The sequence below is a fragment of the Streptomyces daqingensis genome, assembly GCF_014645895.1.
Classification (GTDB): Bacteria; Actinomycetota; Actinomycetes; order Streptomycetales; family Streptomycetaceae; genus Streptomyces; species Streptomyces daqingensis.
In genome coordinates, this window is the sequence record NZ_BMMP01000025.1 from 1 (window position 1) to 23,509 (window position 23,509).

20 protein-coding genes are annotated in these 23,509 nt (G+C 72.8%); 6 read left to right on the forward strand and 14 right to left on the reverse strand.

Annotation, left to right across the window (positions count from 1 at the left end):
- Positions 1–260: 260 nt before the first annotated feature.
- Positions 261–1,718, reverse strand: coding sequence for an NAD-dependent malic enzyme (locus tag IEY56_RS26300; RefSeq protein WP_189039773.1), 1,458 nt, complete (start codon positions 1,716–1,718; stop codon positions 261–263).
- A 315-nt stretch (positions 1,719–2,033) separates the two neighbouring features.
- Between IEY56_RS26300 and IEY56_RS26305 the strand changes: the two genes are divergently transcribed.
- Positions 2,034–2,240: a cold-shock protein gene (locus tag IEY56_RS26305; RefSeq protein WP_189039774.1), complete on the forward strand. Its 207-nt coding sequence runs from the start codon at positions 2,034–2,036 to the stop codon at positions 2,238–2,240.
- A gap of 218 nt (positions 2,241–2,458) precedes the next feature.
- Here IEY56_RS26305 and IEY56_RS26310 read toward each other — a convergent pair whose 3' ends face one another.
- Positions 2,459–4,897: a HelD family protein gene (locus IEY56_RS26310; protein WP_189039775.1), complete on the reverse strand. Its 2,439-nt coding sequence runs from the start codon at positions 4,895–4,897 to the stop codon at positions 2,459–2,461.
- A gap of 207 nt (positions 4,898–5,104) precedes the next feature.
- Between IEY56_RS26310 and IEY56_RS26315 the strand changes: the two genes are divergently transcribed.
- Positions 5,105–5,536, forward strand: coding sequence for a DUF4190 domain-containing protein (locus IEY56_RS26315; RefSeq protein ID WP_189039776.1), 432 nt, complete (start codon positions 5,105–5,107; stop codon positions 5,534–5,536).
- A gap of 88 nt (positions 5,537–5,624) precedes the next feature.
- Here the strand turns inward: IEY56_RS26315 and IEY56_RS26320 are convergent, their stop codons facing one another.
- From IEY56_RS26320 to IEY56_RS26340, 5 genes are all read right to left on the reverse strand, one after another.
- A complete protein-coding gene (locus tag IEY56_RS26320; protein ID WP_189039777.1) occupies positions 5,625–6,881 on the reverse strand; it encodes a uroporphyrinogen-III synthase in 1,257 nt (418 codons plus the stop codon).
- Positions 6,882–7,005: 124 nt separating this feature from the next.
- Positions 7,006–8,430: a nitrate/nitrite transporter gene (locus IEY56_RS26325; RefSeq protein WP_189039778.1), complete on the reverse strand. Its 1,425-nt coding sequence runs from the start codon at positions 8,428–8,430 to the stop codon at positions 7,006–7,008.
- Positions 8,431–8,531: 101 nt separating this feature from the next.
- The gene (locus IEY56_RS26330) at positions 8,532–9,821 is read right to left on the reverse strand and encodes an acyltransferase family protein (protein WP_189039779.1); all 1,290 of its coding nucleotides are present in this window, start codon (positions 9,819–9,821) and stop codon (positions 8,532–8,534) included.
- Complete coding sequence (locus IEY56_RS26335) at positions 9,818–12,022, reverse strand: bifunctional polysaccharide deacetylase/glycosyltransferase family 2 protein (protein ID WP_189039822.1); 2,205 nt, start codon at positions 12,020–12,022, stop codon at positions 9,818–9,820. Before IEY56_RS26335 ends, IEY56_RS26330 begins: the two co-directional genes overlap by 4 nt.
- Positions 12,023–12,114: 92 nt before the next feature.
- The gene (locus IEY56_RS26340; protein ID WP_189039780.1) at positions 12,115–12,807 is read right to left on the reverse strand and encodes a hypothetical protein; all 693 of its coding nucleotides are present in this window, start codon (positions 12,805–12,807) and stop codon (positions 12,115–12,117) included.
- Positions 12,808–13,420: 613 nt separating this feature from the next.
- Here IEY56_RS26340 and IEY56_RS26345 point away from each other — a divergent pair.
- Positions 13,421–14,083, forward strand: a complete 663-nt coding sequence (locus IEY56_RS26345) for a maltokinase N-terminal cap-like domain-containing protein (RefSeq protein ID WP_189039781.1) — start codon at positions 13,421–13,423, stop codon at positions 14,081–14,083.
- Between the two features lie 103 nt (positions 14,084–14,186).
- A complete protein-coding gene (locus IEY56_RS26350) occupies positions 14,187–15,401 on the forward strand; it encodes a GDSL-type esterase/lipase family protein (RefSeq protein ID WP_189039782.1) in 1,215 nt (404 codons plus the stop codon).
- 127 nt (positions 15,402–15,528) lie between these two features.
- Here the strand turns inward: IEY56_RS26350 and IEY56_RS26355 are convergent, their stop codons facing one another.
- Positions 15,529–15,981, reverse strand: a complete 453-nt coding sequence (locus tag IEY56_RS26355; RefSeq protein ID WP_189039783.1) for an SRPBCC domain-containing protein — start codon at positions 15,979–15,981, stop codon at positions 15,529–15,531.
- 70 nt (positions 15,982–16,051) lie between these two features.
- On the opposite strand from IEY56_RS26355, the gene IEY56_RS26360 reads away from it, so the two are divergent.
- Both IEY56_RS26360 and IEY56_RS26365 read left to right on the forward strand, forming a co-directional pair.
- The gene (locus tag IEY56_RS26360; protein WP_229712224.1) at positions 16,052–16,642 is read left to right on the forward strand and encodes a TetR/AcrR family transcriptional regulator; all 591 of its coding nucleotides are present in this window, start codon (positions 16,052–16,054) and stop codon (positions 16,640–16,642) included.
- Between the two features lie 106 nt (positions 16,643–16,748).
- Complete coding sequence (locus tag IEY56_RS26365) at positions 16,749–18,032, forward strand: MFS transporter (protein WP_189039784.1); 1,284 nt, start codon at positions 16,749–16,751, stop codon at positions 18,030–18,032.
- An 84-nt stretch (positions 18,033–18,116) separates the two neighbouring features.
- On the opposite strand, the gene IEY56_RS26370 is transcribed toward IEY56_RS26365, so the two are convergent.
- The 6 genes from IEY56_RS26370 to IEY56_RS26390 all read right to left on the reverse strand — a co-directional run bounded on the left by IEY56_RS26370 (position 18,117) and on the right by IEY56_RS26390 (position 23,498).
- Positions 18,117–19,463, reverse strand: coding sequence for an LLM class flavin-dependent oxidoreductase (locus IEY56_RS26370; protein WP_189039785.1), 1,347 nt, complete (start codon positions 19,461–19,463; stop codon positions 18,117–18,119).
- Entirely contained in the window at positions 19,460–20,233 is a 774-nt protein-coding gene (locus tag IEY56_RS26375) for an ABC transporter ATP-binding protein (RefSeq protein WP_189039786.1), read from the reverse strand. The genes IEY56_RS26370 and IEY56_RS26375 overlap by 4 nt, the downstream gene beginning before the upstream one ends.
- Positions 20,209–21,063, reverse strand: a complete 855-nt coding sequence (locus IEY56_RS26380; protein ID WP_189039787.1) for an ABC transporter permease — start codon at positions 21,061–21,063, stop codon at positions 20,209–20,211. Before IEY56_RS26380 ends, IEY56_RS26375 begins: the two co-directional genes overlap by 25 nt.
- Positions 21,060–22,169, reverse strand: a complete 1,110-nt coding sequence (locus IEY56_RS26385) for an ABC transporter substrate-binding protein (RefSeq protein WP_189039788.1) — start codon at positions 22,167–22,169, stop codon at positions 21,060–21,062. Before IEY56_RS26385 ends, IEY56_RS26380 begins: the two co-directional genes overlap by 4 nt.
- Before the next feature lie 155 nt (positions 22,170–22,324).
- The gene (locus tag IEY56_RS29150) at positions 22,325–22,558 is read right to left on the reverse strand and encodes a putative leader peptide (RefSeq protein WP_373292194.1); all 234 of its coding nucleotides are present in this window, start codon (positions 22,556–22,558) and stop codon (positions 22,325–22,327) included.
- Positions 22,515–23,498, reverse strand: a complete 984-nt coding sequence (locus IEY56_RS26390) for an oxygenase MpaB family protein (protein WP_189039789.1) — start codon at positions 23,496–23,498, stop codon at positions 22,515–22,517. Before IEY56_RS26390 ends, IEY56_RS29150 begins: the two co-directional genes overlap by 44 nt.
- Positions 23,499–23,509: the final 11 nt, after the last annotated feature.

A 23,509-nucleotide genomic window follows, 5' to 3' on the forward strand; every position in this document is an offset into this window, starting at 1 on the left:
CTTGCACCCGCACGCACCAGACGACGCGAGCCCCGCCCTCCGGGCGAACGGCGCCATTTGTCAGACAGCCCCTAGCGCGTGCGTTTGGATCTTCGTTGATCAGCCCGGGACGCCGGATGCGGTGCATCACAAGGCGGAGGGATCGTCCTCGTACTCGGGGTCCCCCATGCCGAAGGCCAGGGGGTACTCGGATGACTCCGACAACGCAGCAGATGGGCGTGCTGGGCGTCGCGAGCCCGCGAAGATCCAAACGACGTGCGCTAGTCCCCCGCCGAGGCGGCCGCGGCCGTCGACGTGGCCGGTGCCGCGGCCGTCGTCCCGGCGGCCCGCGCCGCGTCCCGTACGGCTCCTGCGACGGCGCCGGAGACCTTCTCGTTGAAGACGCTCGGAATGATGTAGTTCGGGTTGAGCTCGTCCTCCAGCACGACGTCGGCGAGGGCGCGCGCGGCGGCCAGCATCATGTCGTCGTTGACCGTGCGGGACTGGGCGTCCAGCAGGCCGCGGAAGACACCGGGGAAGACGAGAACGTTGTTGATCTGGTTCGGGAAGTCGGAGCGCCCCGTCGCGACCACCGCGGCCGTCTCCCGCGCCACGGCGGGATCGACCTCCGGATCGGGATTGGCGAGCGCGAAGACGATGGCGCCCTCTGCCATCCGTGCGACGTCCGGGCCGGCGAGCACGTTCGGCGCGGAGACGCCGATGAAGACGTCCGCACCGACGACGGCGTCCTTCAACGTGCCCGTCATGCCCTCGGGGTTGGTGTTGTCCGCGATCCACCTCAGCGGCGAGCCCTCGGCCTCCCCCTGCAGATCGGTCCGCCCCTCGTGCACGACGCCGTGGATGTCGGCGACGACGGCGTGCTTGACGCCCGCCTCCAGCAGCAGCTTCAGGATGGCCGTTCCGGCGGCGCCCGCGCCCGACATGACCACGCGGATGTCCTCGATCCGCTTGTCCACGACGCGCAGCGCGTTGTAGAGCGACGCGAGCACCACGATCGCCGTTCCGTGCTGGTCGTCGTGGAAGACGGGGATGTCGACGGCCTCGCGGAGCCGGGCCTCGATCTCGAAGCAGCGGGGCGCGGAGATGTCCTCGAGGTTGATGCCGGCGAAGCCGGGGGCCAGGGCGCGGACGATCTCCACGATCGTGTCGGTGTCCTGCGTGTCCAGGCAGATCGGCCAGGCGTCGATGCCGGCGAAGCGCTTGAAGAGGGCCGCCTTGCCCTCCATCACGGGAAGGGCTGCCTGCGGGCCGATGTTCCCCAGGCCCAGCACCGCGGAACCGTCCGTGACGACGGCGACGCTGTTGCGCTTGATCGTCAATCGCCGGGCGTCCTCGGGGTTTTCGGCGATCTGCGTGCACACACGGGCGACGCCCGGGGTGTAGATCATGGAAAGGTCGTCGCGATTGCGAATGGGATGCTTCGACGACATCTCGATCTTGCCGCCCAGGTGCATCAGGAACGTACGGTCCGAGACCTTGCCCAGGGCGACGCCCTCGATCTCGCGCAGCTGGGCGACGATCTCGTCCGCGTGCGCGGTCGAGGAGGCCGCGATAGTGACGTCTATGCGCAGGCGCTCGTGGCCCGAGGCGGTGACGTCGAGGCCGGTGACCGAGCCGCCCGACGACTCCACGACCGTGGTGATCTGGCTGACCGCGGACCCCCCGGCGGGGACCTCCAACCGGACAGTCATCGAGTAGGAGACGCTTGGCGCCGTCATTGCCGACTTCCCTCTGCTTTCGCTTGTCCCGAGTACCGCGCACGACCCGCGGCGCCGAAGTATCGGCTCCCAGGGGCGGGGCACGTCAACAGATCGTCCCACCTACCCCCCGGTACGCGTTAACGCCGATGGAGTCGGCCGCCGGAGGGCGGAAAGAGCTTTCCACAGTACGAGACGGCCGCAAAGGGCCGTCTACCGGCCCCGTTCTCCACCCCCGGCGCGAAAATCTGTGTCTACGCCCCAAATCACTTCAAAGCGCCCCATCTCATCCTAGGATCACCCCGCAAACGCCATATGCATACAGGGAGACCAGGAATGGCTCAGGGCACCGTCAAGTGGTTCAACGCCGAGAAGGGCTACGGCTTCATCGCCCAGGAGGACGGCGGACCGGACGTCTTCGTCCACTACAGCTCGATCCACGGGGAGGGCTACCGCAGTCTGCAGGACACCCAGCGCGTCGAGTTCGAGATCGCGCAAGGCCGCAAGGGCCCGCAAGCGGAAGGGGTCCGCATCATCGGCTGAACGCCGGGACGCGAACCCCTGCGCGGAACCTCGAAGAGTCTCGGAGAGAACCGCGTTGCTCGTGAAGACTTAGTGACACCGACCCGCCAGCTCGCCTCGCGGCAAGTGGTCGCTCGTAGCGACAATGGTTGGGCCCGGGGGCATGGATCGGGCCGGTGCCACATCCAAGGTAACAAACAGCCCCAGGAAGCGATTCCCCTCCCAGTCGGCCGGTCAGGTCAGTCCCTGAGCAGATGCGGGACATCCCCGGCATCCGGCAGGTCCCCCTCAGCCGACAGCACCGTCAACCGCTGCGTCGCCCGCGTCAGGGCCACGTACAGCACCCTCAGTCCCGCCGGCGACGCCTCCTCCAGCGCGTCGTCCAAGGAAGCGCCCTCACCGGCGGATTCGCCGCCGGTGGGGGGCTCCCCGGCGATCTGGGCGGGAGCGACGACCACTGTCGCGTCGTACTCCAGGCCCTTCGCCTCCAGGCTCCCCAGCGGCACGACGCGGCCGCCCAGGCCGGCGAGCCACTCCCGTGCCTCCTCGCGGCGGCGCATGGGGACCACCACGCCCACCGTGCCGTCCACCTCCTCCAGCGCCCGTTCCGCCTCCGCGCGCACCGCCGCGCCCAAGTCACCCCGCGCGACGGCGAAGCGGGGGCGCAGCCCCGTCGAGCGCACCGCCTTCGGCGGCACCACGCCGGGCATCGCCCTTGCCAGAACGCGGTCGGCGAGCTCCGCGATCTCCGCGGGATTGCGGTAGTTGACGGTCAGTTCGAAACGGCGGCGGGGGCGGCTGCCCAGGGCCTCGGCGCGTGCCTCGGCCGCTTCCTCCGGGGCGGGCCACGAGCTCTGCGCCGGATCGCCGACGACCGTCCAGGTGGCGTGCCGGCCGCGGCGCCCGACCATCCGCCACTGCATGGGCGTCAGATCCTGCGCCTCGTCGACGATGACGTGCGCGTAGTCCGTGCGCTCCTCCGCCAGCCGTTCGGCCCGTCCCCGACGGGCCGTCTCGCGGTCGGCCGCGGTGGTCAGCTCCTCCAGTCCGGTCAGCTGGTCCAGCGGGTCTCCGAGCGAGGGGTCCGCGGCGCGGCGGGGCTTCGCGAGGGTGCCGAGCTGTACGCGCAGCTCGTCCAGCAGCGCGACGTCGTGCACGGAGAGCGGGCCCTCGCCGCCGGGGCCGAGCCTGCTCAGGGACCGTGCGATCGCCCGCACCTCGCCGGGTGTGAGCAACTGCCCGCGGCGGGACCGTCCGCGACGGCTCCTCCCGGACCGGTCCGGCCCGCCCGCGGCGCCCCTGCCGCGGGCGGCTCCCGCGAAGACCGACAGCCGGTCCTCGTCGGCGAGCGACGCCAGTACCTGGCGCGGGGTCAGCTCCGGCCACCACGCGTCGAGGAAGTCGGTGAAGGCGTCCTCCGCGGAGACGTCCTCGTCGAAGCCCTCCCGGGCCTCGGCCGCCAGTTCCGGGTCGGTGTAGTGGCGCAGGGCGCCGGACTTCTCCCACAGGGCGTCGAGGAGGAACTTGCGGGCGCGCGGGCGCATGAGGTTGACGGGCGCCGTGCCTCCGAGCACCTGCTGCCGGATGTGGCGCAGCTCCTCGCCGTCGAGTTCGACGCGGTTGCGGAAGGCGACGACGCGCAGCCGCTGCGGCACCTCCCCCGCCTCCAGCCCGCCGCGCGCCGCCCGGTGCAGCACCTTGACCATCCGGCCCGACCCCTTGACGCGGGCGACGCCCTGCTCGTCGTACGTGCCGGCCTCGGCGCCCTCCACCAGGGAGCCCAGGGCGCGGATCGCGACCTGGCCCTCCTCTCCCAGCGACGGCAGCACGCCCTCCGTGTAGGACACCAGCAGGGGCGTCGGGCTGACGATGAGGATGCCGCCCGCGTATCTGCGCCTGTCCTGGTAGAGCAGGTATGCGGCGCGGTGCAGCGCCACCGCCGTCTTGCCGGTGCCGGGGCCGCCCTCGACCTCCGTGACCGACGCGGCGGGCGCGCGGATGACGAGGTCCTGCTCGGCCTGGATCGAGGAGACGATGTCGCGCATCGTGTGGCTGCGGGCCTGGCCGAGCGCCGCCATCAGGGCGCCGTCCCCGATGACGGGCAGCTCCTCGCCGTCGAGCCGTGCGGTGATCTGCGGACGCAGCAGGTCGTCCTCGACTCCGAGGACCCTGCGGCCCTTGCTGCGGATCACCCGACGCCGCACGACGCGCCCCGGCGCGACGGGTGTCGCGCGGTAGAAGGGTGCGGCGGCCGGTGCGCGCCAGTCGATGACGAGCGGGGAGTAGCCGGCGTCCAGCACGCCGATGCGGCCGATGTGCAGCGTCTCGGCGATGTCCGCGGTGCCGTCGGGGCGGACGGCGCCTTCGGCGGGTTCGGAGGAGATGTACGCGCCGTCGGGGCCGCGCTCGGCGTCCGCGCCCTCGAGGAGGTCGATGCGCCCGAAGAGGAAGTCCTCGAACTCGCTGTTGAGGCGGTTCAGATGGACACCGGCGCGGAAGACCTGCGCGTCCCGCTCCGCGAGCGCTCCGGGAGTGCCCACCTGCGCCCGCTTGGACGCGTCGTCCATGAGGAACTCGGCCTCGTGGATCTTCTCCTCGAGCCTGCGGTAGACGCCGTCCAGGTGCGCCTGCTCCCTGCGGATCTCCCGCTCACGGGCACTGTCGTGCTGCGCAGCCAACGCCGCGGCCCCCTTCTGCTCGTCAAGGCCCCCTGCCTGCACAGGGCAGCCGTCAACCGTACGCGACCCGCGGCCTGCGGCGCACTCGCCGCGACCCCCGCGCGCCCGCGGATCCGGCCGGGGCGCACGCCGGAGGAGTAACGACCCGGAAGCGGGGCAGGCACTGCCTGCTGACGACAGCGGAGCCGGGAAGGCGGAGGACGGCCAATGACATCGCCCCAGAGCTGGGACCAGGCGCACTACGGGTCGGCAGGCCCGGGAGGCCCCTACGGGACGGGAGGTCAGCAGGGACCGCCGCGCAACGGCATGGGCGTCGCCGCCCTCACGCTGGGGCTGATCGGCGCCGTGCTGTTCTGGACGCTGATCGGCGGCATCGTGCTGGGGCTGCTGGCACTGATCTTCGGCATCGTCGGATACCGCCGGGGCAAGCGGGGAGAGGCGACCAACGGCACCCTCGCGATGGTCGGCGCGGTCATCGGCGGTCTCGCCCTGGTCGGGTCGACGATCGTGCTCGCGCTGGTCGCCTCCGTGGTCAGCTCCGGCGACTACGGCGAGCTCGAGGACTGCTTGAACAGGGCCGGCACGCAGAGCGAACAGCAGCAGTGCGAGGACGACTTCGTGGACAGCCTCGTCGGCTGACCGGCGGCGCCGAACGGTGGGCTGCCCCTGACGGGAGCCGCAGCCGCGGCGGGCCGGCTGAGCGGCCGGTCGCGGTCGCCTCCGCGTCTCACTCCGCTCCGGACGTTCCTCCCGCGTCGTACTTGCTCCCCTGCGGGGCGGGGTCGAGGGAGAGCCGGTACCCCCGCTTGACGACCGTCTGGATCAGCTTCGGGACGCCGAGGGCCGCGCGCAGCCGCGCCATCGCCGTCTCGACGGCGTGTTCGTCGCGTCCGTCGCCCGGGAGGGCGCGCAGCAGATCCGCGCGGGAGACGACCCGGCCCGGGCGACGCGCGAGGGCCCTCAGGAGGGCCATGCCGGCCGGGCTGACGCCGCGCAGCCCGCCGTCGACGACGGCCGCGCGGCCCCGGACCTCCAGCCGGTGACCCGCGACGGGCAACGTCCGTGTCCGCTGCGGGAGTTCGGCGCAGAGCACCTGCACGAGAGGGCCGAGACGGAACCTCTCCGGCTGCACGGTCGGGACGTCGTGCCCCTCCAGGGGGAGGGCCGTGACGGGGCCGACGCACGCGACCAGGAGGTCCTGCCGCATGGTGTGCAGCAACTCCCGCCCGAGGCCGCGGTGTTCGGCACGGCTGAGCAGCGACGCCGCGGCGGGGGCGCTGGTGAAGGTCAGAGCGTCCAGCCCGCCGGCGAGCGTCACGTCGATCAGCCGGTCCAGGGGCGCGACGTCCTCCGGCGGCATCCACCGGTAGACCGGTACTCCCACGACCTCGGCGCCCGCCTGGCGCAGCGACTCGATGAACCCGGGGAGCGGTTCGCCGTGGAGTTGCAGTGCGATGCGGCGGCCGTCGACGCCCTGCTCCAGGAGGCGGTCGAGCACCTCTGCCATCGACTCCGACGCGGGCGACCAGCTCTCCTTCAGCCCGGCGGCCCGTACGGCGCCGCGCACCTTGGGACCGCGGGCCAGGACCTCCACCTCACTGAGGCGTTCGCGCAGGTCGCTGCCGTGGCCCCAGCCCTCGGCGGCCTCGATCCAGCCGCGGAAGCCGATGGCCGTCGTGGCGATCACGGTGTCCGGCGGCTGCTGGATCAGGGCCCTGGTGGCATCGAGGAGTTCGGTGTCGTCGGCGAGCGGGACGATGCGGAGTGCCGGCGCGTGCAGCACCTGCGCGCCGCGGCGTTCGAGAAGGGCGCCCAGCTCCTCGGCACGGCGAGCGGCCGTGACGCCGACCGTGAAGCCGGCCAGCGGTTCGACGGGCTGTGCCCGGCGGCGCCGCGCTCCGGCGCGCTCCGCCGGCGCTTCTTCCGCCTGCGGCGCCTCCGCCTGCGGTTCTTCCGCCTGCCCCCTCCGGTTCGCCTGCTCCATCGGCCCTCTCGCTCCGCCCGCGCTCATTCGAGGAGCCGAGCCTGCCAGCAGCGGGTGACGGGCCCGGTTCCCGGGGGTTTCCCCGGTGTTACGCCGTAGGGCCGGCGGCGCGCGGCGCCTCGGCTCACACCCCGGCGTGCGCCGAGGGCCTGTCCGCGCTCTGTGCCTCCCGGGAGGGTTCCGTCCCGCCCGGACGCGGCGCGGGCGACGCCGCGCCCCTCAGATACACGGCCCATGTCACCGCGCAGCACAACCCGTAGAAGGCCAGGAAGGTGAGGTACGCCGCCGTCCCTGACCCCACCGTCTCAAACGACTGCCGGAAGGCGACGTTGACTCCGAGGCCGCCGAGGGCTCCCACCGCACCGATCAGGCCCATCGACGCACCCGAGAGCCGCCGGGCGGACGCGGCGGCGGCCTCTCCGCGCAGGCCGCTCGCCTCTGCCCTGCGCTGGAAGACGGCGGGGATCATCCTGTACGTCGAGCCGTTGCCGACCCCGCTCAGCAGGAACAGCGCGATGAAGCCCGACACGAAGAGCGGCAGGGACTCGCCGCGTGAGGCCGCGACCACCAGCAGCGTCGCGCCGCCCATCGCCGCGAACGTCCACAGGGTGATGCGCGCCCCGCCGTACACGTCGGCCAGCCGTCCGCCCACCGGCCGGACGAGCGAGCCCAGCAGCGGGCCGAGGAAGGTGAGAGAGGCGGCCTCCAGGGGTGTGCGGGCGAACTGCGTCTGGAGGACCAGTCCGAAGGCGAAGCCGAACCCGATGAAGGAGCCGAAGGTGCCGACGTAGAGCAGCGACATGATCCAGGTGTGCGGGTCCCGCGCGGCCGCTCCCGCCGCACCGGTGTCGTTCCGTACGGGGGCCAGGTTGTCCATCCAGCGGGCCGAGCAGACCGCGGCGAGCACGACGAGCGGGATGTAGAGACCCAGCAGCACGCGCGGATGCCCGGCTCCGGCAGTGCCGATGACCGCGAGGCCGGCCAGCTGCACCACCGGGACGCCGATGTTGCCGCCGCCGGCGTTCACACCGAGGGCCCAGCCTTTGCGGCTCAGCGGGAAGAAGGAGTTGACGTTGGTCATGGACGAGGCGAAGTTGCCGCCTCCGAGGCCGGTGCAGAGCGCCACCGCCATGAACGTCGCGTAGGACGTTCCCGGCTCCATGACCACCCATGCCGCGACGGTCGGCACGAGAAGCACCGCGGCGCTGACGACCGTCCAGTTGCGGCCGCCGAAGCGGGCGACGGCGAAGGTGTACGGCACGCGTGCGACGGCGCCGGTCAGCGTCGCCGCCGAGATCAGCAGGAACTTGCCGGCCGGGTCGACGCCGTACTCCGGACCCATGAAGAGGACCAGGACCGGCCACAGCGTCCACACCGAGAATCCGACGTGCTCGGAGAAGACGGAGAGCAGGAGGTTGCGGTGCGCGATGCGCGCTCCGCGCTCCCTCCAGAACGTCTCGTCCTCCGGCTCCCACCTGTCGATCCAGCGTCGTCCTCGGCGCGCGCGTCCTCCTCGGCTTTCGCCGCTCTCGGCGGACGGAGCAGTCATGGCGTCTCCACGGTTCGGGTGTCACGGGCGGGTGCCACCTGAAGGTAGGGACGCCGGGTTTCAACGCTGTGGCGCGAGGTGTCCTCCGCGAAACTCTCCGCTCACCCGGGGGTGCGGGGTGCGGTGAGCGCCACCGGGGAATCCGGGGCACCGCCCTGCGCGGCTCCGGGCGCGGACGGTTCCGAAGTGGCGGGGTCCTCGGGCGCGTTGCGGGGATTCGGAGGCTTCGGCGGCGCCGTGCGCGGCCACAGGCGGGGCCTGCGGCGGGCGGCGGCGTCCTCGGCCCAGCCGAACACCGCGATCAGCAGCGCGACCAGCGGCCACACCGCCAGGAACATCAGCACGTCGTACGAGCTCTCCGCGGCCTCCGACAGCCACGCCGAGTCCTCGACGGCGGGGATGCGCCACAGCAGGTCGAGCAGCGGCACGGCCGCGATCAGCGCCGGCTGGTGCCACAGGTAGAGCGTGACGGCGCGGGAGTTGGCGAGCGTCACGGGCCTCTCCAGACGCGCCACCGGCCGGGGCAGGCGCTCCCATGACGGGCTGACGCGCAGCAGCGCCAGGCAGAAGCCGAAGGACCACATCGCCTGTGCGAGCGGGATGCCGTTGAGGTCCCAGCCGTCCTCGCCGGGGTGGCCGCTCGCCCACCAGAAGCCGGCGCCCGCTGCCGTCGAGGAGACCACCGCGACGGACCAGGCGGGCAGCCGCCGCAGGAGGCCGTCGTGGTGGGCGAAGCCGAGCACCCAGCAGGACCCGTAGACGGCGAAGTCGACGACAGCTTCCCCCGTTTCGCCCGGCACGGCGGCGACTCCCGTCCCCACGACGGCGGTCAGCGCCATCGGAGCGGCGAGCACCGCCCAGGGAAGCCGCCGGAACGCGCGCAGCAGAAGCGGGGAGAGCAGCACGAACCACAGGTAGGCACGCAGGTACCACAGCGGGCCCGCCGCCTCGACGGCCCAGCCCTGCTCCAGCAGGCCGCCCTCACTGCCGGCGCTCTCGGGGTACGGAGGGCTGCCGACGGGGAACAGCCAGCACGCCAGGCGCAGCCAGCCGCCGGAGCCGGGGCGCCACCCCTGTGCGAAGAGGACCGTCAGCAGTACGGCCCCGTACAGCCAGAGCGGCAGCAGCAGGCGGCGGATCCGGCTGCGCACGACGCCCGGGGCGGGACGTCCCAGCGAGCGCGCCATCAGCGATCCGGCGAGCGCGAACATCACGCCCATGGACGGGAAGACGAACGTCAGCCAGGCCCAGTTGAAGGTGTGGTAGACGACGACGCGCAGCAGGGCCACCGCCCGCAGGAGGTCGAGATAGCGGTCCCGCACGGGCCCGGGGCCCCGGGGCGCCGGGCCCCGGGGCGCCGGAGTGCGCGCCGCCGCGCGGCGCCCGGTCATGTCGCCGTCCGCCCGCTGCTGCTGTCCGGGCGGCGCGGATCGGCCCGTGGTCCCGCGTGCACGCGCGTGGTGTGGTGCGGCGACGCGATCGTCGCGCTGAGCGGCGCGCCGGGAGGAGTGAGAGCGCGGGTGTCCGACGGTGCTCCGGGCGGCGCCGCCCCCAACTGGCCGGTGCGGCGCAGCTTCTGCCACTTGAGGCGTCCGCCCGTCAGTGCCGTGATCCACGACTGCATCAGCACCATGTACATCAGCTGCCGGTACCACAGCTGCTGCAGCGGCAGCGTGAGCAGCGGCGTCAGGCGCTCCCCGTCCAGGCGGAACGCGTACGCCGCGCACAGCCCCTGCACCGCCAGCACGGCCAGCCAGGCCCCCGCGGTACGCAGAGTCGGCCCGAACAGCAGCCCGTAGACCAGGAACACGTCGATCAGCGGGGCCAGGAGCGGCGCGAAGACGGTGAACAGCGACACCAGCGGCAGTCCTACCCGCCCGAAGTGCCCGGACGGACCGCGCTCCACCACGGCCCGCCGGTGCTTCCAGATGGCCTGCATCGTGCCGTAACTCCAGCGGTAGCGCTGCGACCAGAGCTGCCGCGCGGTCTGCGGGGCCTCCGTCCAGGCGCGGGCCCGCTCCGCGTAGACGACCTGCCAGCCGTCGCGGTGGAGCGCCATGGTGACGTCGGTGTCCTCGGCGAGGGTGTCGTCGCTCATCCCGCCGACCCGCCACAGGGCGGAGCGCCTGAACGCGCCGACCGCGCCGGGGATGGTGGGCATGCAGCGCAGGACGTCGTACATGCGCCGGTCGAGGTTGAAGCCCATGACGTACTCGATGTGCTGCCACGCGCCGATCAGCTTCTGCCTGTTGCCGACCTTCGCGTTGCCTGCGACGGCGCCGACGCGCGGATCGGCGAAGGGCTGCACGAGCTCCCGCACGGTGGAGGGTTCGAAGACCGTGTCGCCGTCCATCATCACGATCAGCTCGTGAGAGGCGTGCTGCAGCCCGTAGTTGAGGGCCACCGGCTTGCCCGAGTTGGGCTGCCGCAGCACCCGTACGCCCGGCAGGCCGAGGGATTCGACGATCTGGGCGGTGCCGTCCGAGGAGCCGTCGTCGATGACGATGACTTCGAGCGGGTGGTCGCTCGCGGCGAGGGAGCGCACCGTGTTCTCGATGCACTCGCGTTCGTCGAACGCGGGGACGAGGACCGTGACGGGCTCGGTGACCGGCGGTGCGTGCGGGTGCGCTCCGCCCCGCCGCGCTCCGCGGTGCCGGCGTCGCGCCCGCCCCGCGTGCACGGCGGACAGCGCGAGCATCAGCGCGAACCGCGCTATGACCAGCACCCCGGCCACCACGAGCGCCCAGACGAGGACGCCCGTGACGCCCTCGGAGACGCCGACGGCCGCGACGAACGCCTTGCCCTTCCACAACCGCGCGCCGTACACGGCGGAGTGGGGGCTCGGCGCGCCGAGCGCCTCGGTCAGGCGCGGGAACGCGTAACCCTGCTCCTGCAGCCGGGGGATCATCCGGTCCAGCGCCGCGACGGTCTGCGAGCGGTCGCCGCCGGAGTCGTGCATGAGGACGACGGCGCCCTCGCCCGGCTGCCGGGGCATGGAGCGGCGGACGATCTCGTCGACACCCGGTCTGGCCCAGTCCTCGCTGTCGTTGTCGATGAACGCCGTGATGTAGCCGCGCCGCGCCACCTCGCGTACGACGGGCCAGGACTGGTCGTCTAGTGCGTCGGCGGTCGAGGAGTACGGCGGCCGGAACAGCGACGTGTGGACGCCCGCGGCCCCCGCCAGCGCGAGCTGGCTCTGGGCCAGTTCGCGCTGGACGCGGTCCGGCGGCTGGTAGGAGAGGTCGGGGTGGTTGAAGGTGTGCAGCCCGACCTCGTGGCCCTCCTCGACCATCCGCCGCACGAGGTCCGGATGGCGGGCGGTCATGGTGCCGGTGACGAAGAAGACGGCGTGGGCGCCGTGCTGGGCGAGCTTGTCGAGGATCTTCGGCGTCCACTCCGGGTCGGGGCCGTCGTCGAAGGTCAGCACGATGTTGCGGTCGGGGACGCGGTGGCTGACGGGTTCGGAGCCTCGGGCGTCCAGCACCGGCCCTCCGTCGAGGACCTTCTGCGGAACGGTGCCGGTGGCGGCCGGCGGCCGCACCCGGTGGTCGGCGAGGAATTCGCTGTGCACGTAGCCGCGCAGCAGCAGCATCACGACGACGACGGCGAGCAGCACCGACGGAAGCAGGTAACGGAGCGGCAGCCGGGGCCGCTTGGGCCGCCGGGCGCCCGCGGGGCCCCGCCTCACTCGGCACCCGTCGCGGATGCGCCGCCGCCGAGGACGGGGCCGAGGATGTCTTCGAGCAGCCCGCCGCCGGAGGGCGGTTCGGAGGGTTCCTGCCCGCCCTGGCCGTCGCCGGGCTCGTCCGGGGTGCCGCCGTCCGCGGAGCCCGCGGCTCCTCCGGCGCCCGCTTCGGCGGGCGGGCTGTCCGGGGTGGGCGCGGACCCGCCCTGGCCGCCGGACGTGCCGCCGGAGCCGGCCGAACCGCCGGAGGTGCCCGAAGCGGCTTTGCCGCGCGTCGCGGACGTCTTCCCCTCCGCCGCGGTGGCCGGGCCGTCCGCAGGCTGTTCCTTGTCCGGACTTCCCTGCGTACGGGGCCTGTCGGCGCCCGCGGGGGCGGACGGGGCGGAGGCGCTCGCCTCCGGCGCGGCCGTGCCCGCCGACGCCCCCGGCGCCTGCTCCCGCGCGTCCTCTTCCCGCTCCGGGACGACGCGCACGGCGCCGGATCCGCCGTCGCCCGACCCCGGGATCAGCACGCCCCAGGGTGCGTCGGAGCTCCCGCCGATCACGCTCACCGCGACGACGAGGGCGTAGCCGCCGCCGGCCATCCCCATCGCGAGGCCGAGCCGTCGCCAAGTGCGGCGCCGTCCGCCGCTGTTGTCCACGAAGACCGGGGCCGCGCCGCCGGCCTGCTGCCCCTCGGAGTGCTCTGCCATCTTCCGCTCCGCGCCCTGCCACCCTGGCGAGCGCGCCCCCTCCTGGTTGAAGGTGAAAATGTAGCGGAAATGTGAAGGCATAAATGTGATTAGTCCACTTTTTTACGTACTCATTGGACAGTGTTGTGACGAGGTAGTGACAGGGACCGCTCAACCTCGTCCTCGGCGACGGGAGTTACCGCAGTAGCTCTCCGTGAAGGGAGTGCCGGGAGGGACAAGCCGGCGACTCCACGGAGCGACCGTCCCGACAGCAACCGCAACAGCCCGTGATGTCGGCGACCGGGAAGCCACACCGGCCGAAAGTCCGGGCCTCACGGCGTGGTTGGCCGCATCCAGGGGTGGACCGCTCGACGCTCCGAGGACACGTTCGGCACGGCGCACCACCCCGCGCAGGGTCGCTCCGGGTAGCAGCACGCGGTCACGGAGAGCAGCAGCGGACGCCGGCCCATCGAGCGGACCGTCGCCATCCGCTTGTGCGCGGCTCGTCGGGCCTGCGACCGGGCGCGGCGAGCCGGTTCACGTGAGGGCACTCGTAACGGTCTCGCGGAGCGCTGCCCTCCGGCATAGCCTGGACCGTCGCGCGTAGCGTCCGCTCGACGGAGGAGCATCCGGCATGGCCGTCATCCACCGCACGACCGTCGAGCCGTCCATGCTCGAACTCCTCACCTCCTGGCTGCCCTCACGTCCGTGGTACCGCGGCGGGACGAGCGGTCCGGAGCTGTCCCGAGTCGGCGGCTTCCGGCTGGACGATCCGCGAGGCGAGGTGGGGATCGAGTTCATGGTCATCACCGACACCTCGGGCGCGGCCCCGGTGCCCTACCTCGTACCGCTCACTTATCGCGGCGCCCCGCTCGACGGGGCGGACGGCGCTCTCGTCGGCACCGCACAGCACGGTGTGCTGGGGCAGCGGTGGGCGTACGACGGCTGCCACGACCCCGTGCTCGTCACGCAGCTGCTCGCGCTGATCGGCGGCCGCGCCGAGGCCCAGGCCCAGAGCGTCAGCGACACTCCCGACACCGAGATCAGCCGCTCCTTCGCCGGCACCCGCGTGCCCGAGGGCGTCGCGACGACGGTCACCGACCACCAGGGCGGCACCGACCTGGTGATGACCTCCGGGGCGAGCCTCCGCGTACGGCGGGAGCTGTGGGCCGACCCGGACGGCGGGCCCCGGTTGCCCGAGGGGGCGAGCGGCCATGTCGGCGGCCCCTGGGACATGCCGGACGGCACCCGCCCGCGGGGGCTGTTCGCCGTACTGCACACCGAGCCCCCGGCGTGAACGGGCCGGCGGACCCCGGCAGCAGCGCGGCGGCCCGTCCCCGTGCGTGAGCCGCGACGAAAAGGACGTGCGGTCCTGGGGGCCGGTTGACAGGCTGAGCCCCATGAATGCCCCATACGACGACTCCGCCGGCTCCTCCAGCTCCCGGACGCGCCTGATCACGACGCCCCTCACTCCGGAGCTGTTGCGCGGCGCGCTCGAACTGGAGCGTACCGAGCACGGGTTGCTGCCGCACCGGCTCCCGGCCCGTGCCCGCGCCCAGAGCGAGGACGGGCAGCTCGCCGCGGCGGAGGCGAAGCCGTCCGGGGTGCGGCTCGTCCTGCGCACCCGGGCGACCACCGTCGAGCTGGACACGCTCCCCACGAAGACGGACTACCGGGGCGCCCCTCCACGCCCCGACGGCGTGTACGACCTGATCGTCGACGGCGTTCTCGCCGCGCAGGCGAACGCGTCCGGCGGAAACGTCATGACCGTGGACATCTCCACCGGCGCCTCGGAGTTCCGGCCCGGCCCGGCCGGCACCGTACGCTTCACCGGCCTGGACGACCGCATGAAGCACGTCGAACTCTGGCTGCCGCACAACGAGATGACCGAGCTGGTCGCCCTGCGCACCGACGCTCCCGTCGAGCCCGTCCCGCCCGGTGGCCGCAAGGTGTGGCTGCACCACGGCAGTTCGATCAGCCACGGCTCGGACGCCGCGAGTCCGAGCACGACCTGGCCCGCCCTGGCCTCTGCGCTCGGCGGCGTGGACCTCGTCAACCTCGGCCTGGGCGGAAGCGCCATGCTGGACGCCTTCACCGCCCGCGCGATGCGGGACACCCCCGCGGACCTGATCAGCGTCAAGATCGGCATCAACCTGGTCAACGGCGACGTGATGCGGCTGCGGGCCTTCACGCCCGCCGTGCACGGCTTCCTCGACACCATCCGCGAGGGGCATCCCGAGGTGCCGCTGCTGGTCGTCTCGCCCATCCTGTGCCCCATGCACGAGGACACGCCCGGCCCCGGCGCGTTCGACTTCGCCGCTCTCGGCGAGGGCCGGCTGCGGTTCCGGGCGACGGGCGACCCGGCGGAACGCGCCGCCGGGAAGCTGACGCTCAACGTCATCCGGGACGAACTCTCCCGCATCGTCGAGCAGCGCTCCGCCGACGACCCCCGGCTGCACCTCCTCGACGGACGCGAGCTGTACGGCCGGGCGGACTTCGAGACGTATCCCCTGCCCGACGAGCTCCACCCCGACGCGGCCGCGCACCGCCTCATCGGCGAACGCTTCGCCGAACGGGCCTTCGGCGCAGGCGGCCCGTTCGCCGCGGACGACTAGTCAGGTACGGGCGCTTACAGGCAGGGGCCCCTGCTCGAAGGCCCGGCCCGGGCCGGGGCACGGCCGCCGCACCGCTGCTCGGCGCCGCTGCTCCGGGCCGGCGGCGGGGCGGCGACCGTCCCGTTCCCTACTTCTCGGCCGCCTGCTTCAGCGCCTCCGCGCCGGCCTTGTAGGCGGCTTCGAGGGCCGTCCGGTGCTCGGCGAGCACGGCCTCGGCCATGGAGCCCTCGAAGGTCTCCTCGTCGGTGAAGTCGGTGCCCTCCGCTGCCTGGGCGAGGGTGAAGCGGTGGCGTCCGAAGAAGTGCTCGGGGTCGCCGCCTTCCCACGCGAGCACGGTGGGGGCCGTCAACTCGGTGACGGTGACGTCGAATTCGCGCTCCGCCGGAGTGCCGCGATCGGCCCGCAGCCGCAGGACGCTCCCCTTGGCCATCTCCGCGGCGGGCGGCCCGTCGACCAGTTCGACGCTGGGGTGCCACTGCTCGTAGCCGTGGAGATCGGTGAGGACCTGCCACACCCGTTCCACGGGAGCGGCGACGTTGGCCGTGGCGCGCACGGCGAGATTATTTTCCTGCATGGTCATTCAAGTGTAATGACGGAGCCGCCGTCCCGGGCCCCAATAGACTGGATTCATCGCTGGGATCAAAGGTCAGGTGCAGAAGCGCGGCGAGCAGCGCCGTCGCGCCATCGTCGATGCCGCGACGGAGCTCTTCGGCCGGCACGGATACCGGGGCACGGGGCTGGCCGTGATCGCGGAGCAGGCCGGCATCACGCCGTCGGCGGTCATCCACCACTTCGGCAGCAAGGAGGGGCTGCTGCGGGCGGTCCTCGACGCGCACGACGCCCGCGCGGCGGCGCGGCTCTCGCGCCACGTCGGCAAGGGCGTCCGGGGACTCGTCGACGCCCTCCTCGACGACGCCGAGGACACGCAGCGCCACATGCACCTCTCCACCCTGCACGCCACCCTGCAGGCGGAACACCTCACGGCCGGCCCCGGCGACGAGGTGCGCGAACGGTTCCTGCAGCGCAGCAGGATCCTGCGGCAGGCCATGGCCGACGTGCTCCGCGGCGGCATCGACAGCGGGGAGATCACCGACTGCCCCGATCCGGACGCCACGGCCGCCGAACTGCTCGCCTTCCAGGAAGGCGCGCTGATCGTCTGGCGGCTCGACCCGGAGAGGACGGATCTCCGCGCCCTCTACGAGACGCACCTGCGGCATCTCATCGCGCAGACCGGCGGCTGACGCGCCGCGTCCCGCCGGTACCGGGCGACGCCGGGGACGCGGCGGCGGGGCACCGCCGGAGAAAACGGGTGGCCGAGCGTGCCGTCCGACGGGAAGGCTGGCCCGCATGCCCAGCGCCGCCGCTCCCCGACCGCACCCCGTGCGGAGCCGACTCGCCCCCTACAGGCGGCTGTTCGCCGAACCGGGAACGGGTGCGTTCACCGCCGGCAGCATGCTCGCGCGGCTGCCCATGGGCATGTTCACGGTCTCCGCCGTCATCATGATCGCCTCCGCTCGCGGCTCGTACGCGCTGGCGGGAGCCGTCACTGCGACGGGACTTGCCGCCACCGCCGTGGTGGGACCGCTGACGGCGCGGCTCATCGACCGGTACGGGCAGTCACGGATCGCTCTGCCCGCGACACTGATCGCCGCGGGAGGCGCCGTGTCGCTCGCGGCGTGCGTGCGGTTCGGGGCACCCGACTGGACCCTGTTCGCCTCGTACGCCGCCACGGCGACGACGCCCAACACCGGCGGCATGTCCCGGGCACGCTGGGCGCACCTCTTCCGGCACGACTCCGGGCCCCGGCACACCGCCAACTCCTTCGAACAAGCCGCCGACGAGCTGTGCTTCATGACCGGGCCGCCCGTCGCCGCAGTCCTGTGCACGCAGCTCCTCCCGGAGTCGGGCACGTTAACGGCGGCTGGGCTGCTGCTCCTGGGCATGCTGATCTTCCTGCGGGAGCGCCGCACCGAGCCGCCGGTGACGGCGAGGGCGGCGGGAGGGCGCCCCGCCCCTCTGAGGCTGCCCGCCCTCGCCCCGCTGCTGGCGTCGTTCCTGTGCATCGGCGCGGTCTTCGGCTCGATGGAGATCGCGACGATCGCCTTCGCCGGCGACCGCGGGCAGCAGGCGGCGGCCGGCGTGGTGCTGGCCTTCCACGCGGCGGGCTCGGCGGTCGCCGGGCTCCTCGTCGGCACCGTACGTCCCCCGTCGGGCCCGCTCGTCCGGCGGTTCGCGCTGTGCGTGTGCGTGATGGCCCTCCTGGCGCTGGTGTCGTTCGCCGCCGCGAGCACGGGGAGTCTCGTGCTTCTCGCGGCGGCCCTGCTCGTCGCGGGCATGGGAACGGCACCCGCGATGGTGACGGGCATGACGCTCATCCAGGAGACCGTCCCGCCGGTCCGCCTGAACGAGGGCATGACGTGGGCCGTCACGGCCCTGCTGACCGGCATCGCCGGCGGTTCGGCCGCGGCGGGCTGGACCGCCGAACACCTGCCGGGCCAGGCCCCGTTCGCGCTGCCGCCGGCCGCGGCCGTTCTGGCCGCGGCGGCGGCCTCCTCCGCGGCGCTCCGCTTCGCGTGGGCGCGGCGTACGGAGCGGAGGGCCGGGCTCCCGAAGGTGCCGCTCCGCGGCTGACCGTCCCCCGGCACCGGCGCGGGTCTCGGCACCGGCACCGGCACGCGCGGACGGCGAGGCACCCGGGAGAACTGCGCCCCGCCGTCAGACCACGGACGGGGCCGCCCGGGCCGCGTAGCGGCTGCCGGGACGGGGCAGTCCGTAGTGCTCCCGCAGGGTGCTGCCGGTGTAGGCGTGGCGGAACAGCCCGCGCCGCCGCAGGATGGGGACGACCTCGTCCGCGAACACCTCGAACCCGCCCGGCAGCCAGGGCGGCATGACGTTGAAGCCGTCGGCCGCTCCCTGCTCGAACCACTGCGAGAGCTGATCGGCGACCTGCTCGGGCGTGCCGGCGATGACGCGGTGTCCCCGGGCGCCCGCCAGCCGGTGGAGCAGCTGCCGGACGGTGAGCTCCTCACGCTCGATGATGCCGAGGACGAGGCGGAAACGGCTGTGGTCGCCGCGTTCGCCCTCCGTCCCGATCAGCTCGCGCGGTACCGGACCGTCCAGCTCCTCCTGCGAGAGCCGGATTCCCAGCAGCCGGTGCAGCAGCTCCAGCGAATACTCGGGCTGCGTCAGCGAGTTGAACTGCTCGTGCAGACGCCTCGCCTCAGCCTCCGTGGAAGCGACGAACGGGCTGATACCGGGCAGCACCAGCAACTGCCCCGGATCGCGGCCGAGTCGGGCCGCGCGCCGCTTCAGGTCGGCGTAGAACTCCTGGGCGCTCTCCAGCGTCTGATGCGCGGTGAAGACGGTCTCCGCGTACCGCGCCGCCAGCGCACGCCCGTCCGGAGACGATCCCGCCTGTACGTATACGGGCCTCCCCTGCGGCGATCGGGGGATGTTGAGAGGCCCCTTCACGCTCAGCAGGGGCCCCTCGTGGTCGACGGCGTGGATCCTGTCGGTGTCGGCGAAGAGGCCGCCTGCCTGGTCCGCGACGAGGGCGCCGTCCTCCCAGCTGTCCCAGAGCTTGGTGACGGCTTCGAGGAAGTCGCGGGCGCGCTCGTACCGTTCGGCGTGCACGGGGTGGGCGTCGAGGCCGAAGTTCGCCGCGGCCTGCGGAGCACCCGTGGTGACGATGTTCCACCCCGCCCTGCCCGCGCTCAGATGGTCGAGCGAGGCGAACTGCCGGGCCAGGTTGTAGGGCTCCGTGTACGTGGTGGACGCGGTGCCGATGAGGCCGATCCGCTCCGTCGCCGCGGCGACGGCCGACAGCCACGTCAGGGGCTCCAGCCGGAACCTGCTGGCGTAGCGCACGTTGTCCGCGAGAGCCGGACCGTCCGCGAGGAAGATTCCGTCGAAAGCGGCGGCCTCCGCACGGCGCGCGAGGTCCTGGTAGAAGCGGATGTCCAGAAGCCGCGCGGTGTCCGAACTCCCGTGCCGCCGGGCTGCCTCGTGATGGCCTCCCGGGTAGATGAACAGGTTCAGGTGGAGTTCACGGGCGCCGGTCATACGAGCACCTCCTCCCGCTTGGATGCCGCTGCCGCCCCGAGACCGAGCCGGGCCAGCAACTCGCCGCGCAGTGCGGCGTGTTCCGGCGTGCCGGGGCGCGGCGGCCCGTCGGTCACGCTGGGGAGGTCCGCGATGAGGCGTCCCTGCTCCAGCACTACGACGCGGTCGGCGAGTTCGATCGCCTCGTCGACGTCGTGCGTCACGAGGAGCACGGCCGGGCGGTGTGCCGCGCACAGCTTCCGCAGCAACTCGTGCATGCGGATACGGGTCAGTGCGTCGAGTGCGCCGAACGGCTCGTCCGCCAGCAGGAGTCGAGGCTCGCGCACGAGCGACCGGGCGAGGGACACCCGCTGCTGCTCGCCGCCCGACAGCTCCACGGGCCACGCCGACTCCCGCTCGGCGAGGCCGACTTCGGCCAGAGCCGCACGTCCGCGCTCCCTGGCGCCGGGACCGTCGAGTCCGAGGACGACGTTGTCCAGCACCGGCTTCCAGGGCAGCAGCCGGGCGTCCTGGAAGACGACCGAGACATCGTCGGGCGCGTCCGGCACGCCCTTGCCCGTCACGTCGTGGTCCAGACCCGCCAAGGCCCGCAGCAGCGTCGACTTGCCCGAACCGCTGCGTCCGAGGAGCGCCACGAACTCCCCCGGTGCGATGTCGAGTTCGAGCCCGTCGAGGATCTTCCGCGGCCCGAAGGAGCGCTCCAGCCCCCTGATGCGGACGGCTGCCCGCCCTCGTCCCGCCGCGCTCAGTTCGCGAGTGTCCGTCGCCATGACAGCACCCTCCTCTCGGTGTACCGCACCAGCCCGTCGGAGAGGAGACCCAGCAGCCCGTACACGACCAGTCCGACGATGATGATCTCGGTCTGCCCGTACGTACGCGCCAGCTCCATCATGTAGCCGAGTCCGCTGGTGGCGTTGACTTGTTCCACGACGACGAGCGCCAGCCAGGCCGCCGTCACGGCGAACCGCATCCCCAGCAGGAAGCCGGGGAGCGCGCCGGGCAGCACCACGTGGCGTACGAACCGCCGGCGGCTGAGCCGCACCGTCTCCGACAGTTCGACGTAGCGGCTGTCGATGGTGCGCAGGCCGTTGTGCGTGTGGATGTAGACGGGCACGAAGACGGCGAGCGCGACGGTGACGACCTTCATCGTCTCGCCGATGCCGAACCACAGGACCAGCAGCGGCACGAGCGCCAGCGACGGCAGCGCCCGCTTCATCTGCACCGGCCCGTCGATGAGCCCCTCACCGATGCGGCTGAGCCCGGCGGCGACCGCGAGCAGCAGGCCCGCAGCCGTTCCGAAGACCAGGCCCAGCAGGGCCCGTTGGGCCGAGGCAGCGAGATGCCCCTGGAGCCTGCCGTCGGCGATGAGGTCTCCCGCCGTGGCCACGACGGTCCAGGGCGGCGACAGCAGACGCGGCTCTATGAGGCCCGCCGCGGACCCGGCCGACCAGAGGGCGACCAGCACCACGGGCCCGAGCGCCTTGCCGAAGCGGCGCGGACGGCCCGGAGCGAGACGCGGGCCCCGCGTCCCGGGCGCGCGCCCCGGCCGGTCCGCGCCGGCGGCGCGCTCCGGGGCGGGTTTCTTCGTCAGGGTGCTCACGGCGTCAACTCCCCTTTCGCGCGCAGGGCGTTCGCCGCCACGGGCTCGAAACGACGGTCGTAGAGCGTCGCCGCGTCGAAGCTGTCCTGGCCGGTCTCCCGCGCCAGCAGGTCGATCGTCTTCTGGTGCCGTCCGATGACCTCGTCCCAGCCGGCGGGAATCTCCGGGGCACCGTTGTGCTTGTGCAGGTAGGCACCGTCGGCACGGCTCAGGCCCTGGTCCCGCACCGCGTACTCCTCGACCCACTCCCCGGGGTGCTCGTAGGCCCACACCTGGGCCCGCGCCCAGTGCTTGACGAACTCCCGTACGGCCGCGGCCTTCCGGGGATCGGAGACGGTCTCCGTCGGCGCCCACAGGTGCGAGGCGTCGTCACGTATCCCGTGCGGGATCGTCCTGCCTCCCTCTCTGCCGTACTTGGCCGGGTAGCGCTTGAGGTTGACCGCGCCCAGCGGCGCGGCGTCGACCTGGCGCTCGCCGAGAGCTGTGGAGTAGACGTCGCCGGTGCTGGGAATCTCGACGAGCTTCACGTCACTCTTCTCCAGACCGGCCTTCGCGAGGATGCGCAGCACCAGCGCGCCCTGGGCCTGGCCCGGGCTGAACGCGATCTTCTTCCCGCGCAGGTCCTTCAGCGAGTCGATGCCCGCTCCCGGGGCGATCCCCAGCCGGTAGACGGGGTTCCGCAGAGGGTGCTTCCGTACCTCCGCGGCGACGAGTTTCGTGTCCAGTCCGGTCCAGCGGGCGTGTACGGACGGCACTTCGGCGGACGCGCACAGGTCGAGCGAGTGCGCCCGGAAGGCCTCGGAGCACTGCGGGCCGCCGCTGATGTTCGCCCACTTCACCTTGAAGCCGAGCTTCTTCACGGCTCCGGTGAGCCGGAGGAGGACGCGGTCCTCGGGCGCTCCGACGGTGAGTGTCGTCCTGGGCGAGACCTTCGGGGGGATCTCGGTCTTCGCGAGCTTCGCGTCGCTGACGCCGCCGTCCTCCTGCTGGGCGCAACTGACGAGCGCGGCAGGGAGGGTGAGAGCGGCGAGCAGTACGAGAGGACGCCGTACGCGGGTCTGTTCACGGCGACGGCGCTGTCGGCGGGCAGAGGGAGGCCTGGGCATGTCGATGTCCCGGTTCGTTCTGGTGCGGCTGATCGGGGAACGCGCTCGATCCGCCCCGGTCACGGGAAGGAGAACGCGCGAACTACCTGCGGAACGGCAGGAGTTGGACGCAGAAGACGCGGAGGCACGGCGAAAGGCGTGCCTCCGGGAAGAGATCAGCTACACAGCGCCGAGGCGACGCGCCGGAGATCCACAGCGCGCCGCTGTGTGAGACGGGATCTGCGCATGGCGTCGAAGCTAACGACGCCCCTGACCAGGGTCAACAGCCCGCACCCCAGGCTGATGTAACGCAACGCGGACTTCGTACGCAGGCCATCCGCCCGCAACAGAGCAGCCTCAGCGCACCTACTGCTGCCGGCGCCCGGCCCGCCAACCTCCCGGCGGCGCATAGTGCTTGGGCGAGTCACGTTCGTCCGGGAGCGGCGCGTACCGCTCAGGGGACTCGACGCGAGGCGCGTCCGCTGACCGCCGTCCCGCCTCGCGCTCCCAGCCCGCCCTGGCCCGCGGGTGGTAGCGGAACCTGAAGGGCACCAGCCGCCACACGTGGTGCACGGCCCGGCCGATACGCCGCAGCCGGCGCTCGTCCCGCACGGTCCACCGGTAACCGAGGCGCTCCCGCACCGCGGGCGGGAAGAGACCGACCGTGAACCAGACGGTGAAGCGTGCCTGCGGCCCGCGAAGCGCCCGCCACACCAAGTGCGGCATCCACGACAGGGCCGGGGGCCTGGCGATACGGCGGATGTCGAGGACGTCACGCGCGGGCTGGTTGTCCTCCAGCACCTCGGACGCCATCCGGTCCCAGTACGCGAGGAAGCCGGGCCAGCTCTCCGGCACCGGGCGCGTGCTCATCCCGTAGAGCCGCCACCACGTGACGTGCTCGTCGAAGAGCCGGCTCTTCTCTGCTTCGCTCAGGCCTGGGCCGAAACGGTCGGCCACGAGCAGCGTGAGCATGAAGAACGTGGAGTGCGCCCAGTAGAAGGTGTCGGGGTCGAGCGCGTGGTACGGACGCCCCCGGTCGTCCACGCCCTTGATCGCGTCGTGGTACCCGCGGACCTGCCGCGCGGTCTCCGCGGCCCCCGGACCGTCGTAGACGACGCCGCCGATCGGATAGAGCGAGCGGAAGAGCCGCTGCCACCGCTCCTCGAAGAAGCGCGAGTGCCCGGCAACGCCGGCGCCCAGACCGGGGTGCATGTTCTGCATCGCACCCGCCCAGGGCGCGAGCAGCACCCCGCGCCAGTCCCCGAAGTACTTCCACGTCAGCGACCCGGGGCCGAGCGGCTCCACGTCCGCCGCGCGGGAGACCGGCCGGGCGCGCGGCTCGTCGGCCATACGGCTCCTCC

What these genes read in the sequence shown, in the direction of transcription:
- IEY56_RS26350 (WP_189039782.1), top strand. Translation starts at nt 14,187, where the DNA reads ATGAATGCCCCATACGACGACTCCGCCGGCTCCTCCAGCTCCCGGACG.
- IEY56_RS26305 (WP_189039774.1), top strand. Translation starts at nt 2,034, where the DNA reads ATGGCTCAGGGCACCGTCAAGTGGTTCAACGCCGAGAAGGGCTACGGC.
- IEY56_RS26375 (WP_189039786.1), bottom strand. Translation starts at nt 20,233, where the DNA reads ATGGCGACGGACACTCGCGAACTGAGCGCGGCGGGACGAGGGCGGGCA.
- IEY56_RS26340 (WP_189039780.1), bottom strand. Translation starts at nt 12,807, where the DNA reads ATGGCAGAGCACTCCGAGGGGCAGCAGGCCGGCGGCGCGGCCCCGGTC.
- IEY56_RS26315 (WP_189039776.1), top strand. Translation starts at nt 5,105, where the DNA reads ATGACATCGCCCCAGAGCTGGGACCAGGCGCACTACGGGTCGGCAGGC.
- IEY56_RS29150 (WP_373292194.1), bottom strand. Translation starts at nt 22,558, where the DNA reads ATGCGCCGCCGGGAGGTTGGCGGGCCGGGCGCCGGCAGCAGTAGGTGC.
- IEY56_RS26385 (WP_189039788.1), bottom strand. Translation starts at nt 22,169, where the DNA reads ATGCCCAGGCCTCCCTCTGCCCGCCGACAGCGCCGTCGCCGTGAACAG.
- IEY56_RS26355 (WP_189039783.1), bottom strand. Translation starts at nt 15,981, where the DNA reads ATGACCATGCAGGAAAATAATCTCGCCGTGCGCGCCACGGCCAACGTC.
- IEY56_RS26325 (WP_189039778.1), bottom strand. Translation starts at nt 8,430, where the DNA reads ATGACTGCTCCGTCCGCCGAGAGCGGCGAAAGCCGAGGAGGACGCGCG.
- IEY56_RS26330 (WP_189039779.1), bottom strand. Translation starts at nt 9,821, where the DNA reads ATGACCGGGCGCCGCGCGGCGGCGCGCACTCCGGCGCCCCGGGGCCCG.
- IEY56_RS26365 (WP_189039784.1), top strand. Translation starts at nt 16,749, where the DNA reads ATGCCCAGCGCCGCCGCTCCCCGACCGCACCCCGTGCGGAGCCGACTC.
- IEY56_RS26345 (WP_189039781.1), top strand. Translation starts at nt 13,421, where the DNA reads ATGGCCGTCATCCACCGCACGACCGTCGAGCCGTCCATGCTCGAACTC.
- IEY56_RS26320 (WP_189039777.1), bottom strand. Translation starts at nt 6,881, where the DNA reads ATGGAGCAGGCGAACCGGAGGGGGCAGGCGGAAGAACCGCAGGCGGAG.
- IEY56_RS26300 (WP_189039773.1), bottom strand. Translation starts at nt 1,718, where the DNA reads ATGACGGCGCCAAGCGTCTCCTACTCGATGACTGTCCGGTTGGAGGTC.
- IEY56_RS26390 (WP_189039789.1), bottom strand. Translation starts at nt 23,498, where the DNA reads ATGGCCGACGAGCCGCGCGCCCGGCCGGTCTCCCGCGCGGCGGACGTG.
- IEY56_RS26370 (WP_189039785.1), bottom strand. Translation starts at nt 19,463, where the DNA reads ATGACCGGCGCCCGTGAACTCCACCTGAACCTGTTCATCTACCCGGGA.
- IEY56_RS26335 (WP_189039822.1), bottom strand. Translation starts at nt 12,022, where the DNA reads ATGCTGCTGCTGCGCGGCTACGTGCACAGCGAATTCCTCGCCGACCAC.